Origin of the sequence: Bartonella sp. CR84HXZ, assembly GCF_042194535.1 — a bacterium.
In the GTDB taxonomy this organism is placed as follows: domain Bacteria; phylum Pseudomonadota; class Alphaproteobacteria; order Rhizobiales; family Rhizobiaceae; genus Bartonella; species Bartonella grahamii.
In genome coordinates this window covers 1-2,151 of the sequence record NZ_JBHIMY010000063.1, presented here as the reverse complement: position 1 = coordinate 2,151, position 2,151 = coordinate 1, and the positions used below count along the sequence as shown (strand labels likewise).

The following is a 2,151-nucleotide window of genomic DNA, read 5'->3' as shown; positions in this document are numbered from 1 at the left end:
ATGGATGTTTCCCTTGTTGTGCGTTTTGTCAATCATCTGCAAGAGGGGATAGCTTCTGCCAAGCGTGATCTTGCAGCCTTCAGTTCAGAGGTTGCGCATTTCCAAAACAAGACAAGGCAGCATTTTAAAGGGTGGTTTGACCCTGAGCATCTTGAGGATGCGACAAAGAATGCTGAAAATGCTTTCAATCATGCCCGTGGGCGCATGGTTGGTGCCATTGCGCAAACAGCAACCTTAATTGCACCGCTCTATAAAGCCATGCAATTTGATCAATCGATGAAGGGGCTAGAAAAGGTTCTGGATGCCCCCCTTGATCGCTTAAAGGAATTGCGACGTTTTGCTTTGGAAACCTCCACTAAGATTCCGCTAGCGGCACGTGAAGTTTTGGAACTGATGACCAGTGCCAGCCAAGCAGGAATTGGCGAACAAGATCTAGAAGCTTTTAGCATCTATGCCGCTAAAGCGGCTGTTGCTTTTGATATGACGGGAGATCAGATTGGGGAGCGCTTTGCCAAATTGCGCAATGTCTTTAAGCTTAATCAGGCAGGTATTGAAGATCTAGGCGATGCCATCAATCATCTCTCTAACCACATGGCTGCCAAGGCAAGTGAAGTGTCTGATTTTACCAATCGTGCCACCGGTGCGGCAACCATGTTTAAGCTCACCGCACGGGAAACAGCAGCTTTTGGCACGGCGATGATTTCTGCTGGTATCGTCCCTGAGAGTGCCGCGCGTGGTTTTAATGCCATGAGTGCCCGTATACAGGCGGGGGGTAAACATATTGAAGATGCTTTTGCTAATATTGGGCTTTCCCGTGAAAAGTTCATGCAAGATCTGGACAAAGATGCTACCGGCACTTTGGTGCGCTTTTTTAATGTGTTGGGTAAATCCGAACAGGGGATGCGCTCGCTGATTGCCATTGCTGGGCGCGATTTTACCGGTGATTTTGCCAAATTGGTGGGCAATCCCGAATTGTTAGGGCAAGCTTTAGATTATGTGAAAGATCCACAAGTCTTTAAAGGTTCGGTAGAACAAGAAGCAGACAAACAAGCAACCGGTGCCATGCGGCAATTTGAATTGTTGCAAAACCGCATTGTGGCTTTGGGGATTAGCATTGGTGAAGTGCTTCTGCCCCCCCTCAACAGTTTGATGGAAAGTGTTGGCAACTTTACCAATGGGCTTATGGCGTGGGCGAATGCCCATCCCACTTTAACAAGCGCCATCATCAAAACCATTGCTGCCCTGATGGCTTTTAACATTGCTCTACGGGTTTTGCGCTTTGCTTTTGCTGGCACACGCCTTGGCTTGCTAAAGTTGATAGGCTCTTTGATCAAACTTGTTGGTGTGAGCGGTAAGCTTAAAACAAGCTGGCGTGGCTTAGCAGCCGCAGGGCGCTCCTTGAAGTTATTGATGGCAGGGCTTGGTGGGAGCGCGCTGCGTCTTTTACGCCCGATGACTTTACTCGTGGCAGCGTTTCGGGGTGTTATGGTCTCTGGTTCTGCATTCGCCGCCTCTTTTGGTTGGATAGGGGCAGCGATAGAAGTGGCTGGGGCAGCTATTGCCTCTGTTGTGGGGGCTGTTTTTACCCCAATAGGGGCTGTGGTTGCTGCTGTTGTGGCGGTCATACTGGCTGCTGGTTTTGTTTTGTGGAAATATTGGGATCGTTTCTCTTCCTTTGTTAAAGGCTTTGCACGGGGGATAGCACACGCTTTTGGTCGTGCCTTTGAAGCTGTTATGCGTTTTTTTGGTGCCGATACCACCACCATTACGCGTTGGAAAAATATAATCGCCAATGCTTTTGATTTCTCTGAACATTGGCAAAAGTTCAAACAAGGACTTGACGTTGTTGGCAGGTGGTTTGGCAATGTGTGGGAGGGCTTTAAACAAAGCCTTTCCAACTTTTGGAGCTGGTTGGGAAGCTTTTTTGCCCGCGAAAAGCTCTCTGATGCTGCCAAGGCAAGTATGGAACAAGCTGGGGAAGATTTAGCGAGTTGGATTGTCGATGGTTTTATGGGCACCATCTCACAATTGACAGATTTTTGTAAATCTTTGCCTCATCGCATGAAGGGGTGGTTTGGGTCCATTAATTTAAGAGAGTTTTTGCCAAGTTTTTTGGGAGGCACAACAGCCATTCAACCGATTGCACAATTT

Annotated in this window: 1 protein-coding gene; it reads left to right on the top strand. The window is 48.1% G+C overall.

Annotated elements, in window-relative coordinates; genetic code table 11:
* Nucleotides 1–2,151, top strand: a 2,151-nt coding sequence (locus tag ACFIKD_RS09235; protein WP_375647872.1) for a phage tail tape measure protein, incomplete at both ends; no start/stop codon positions are given.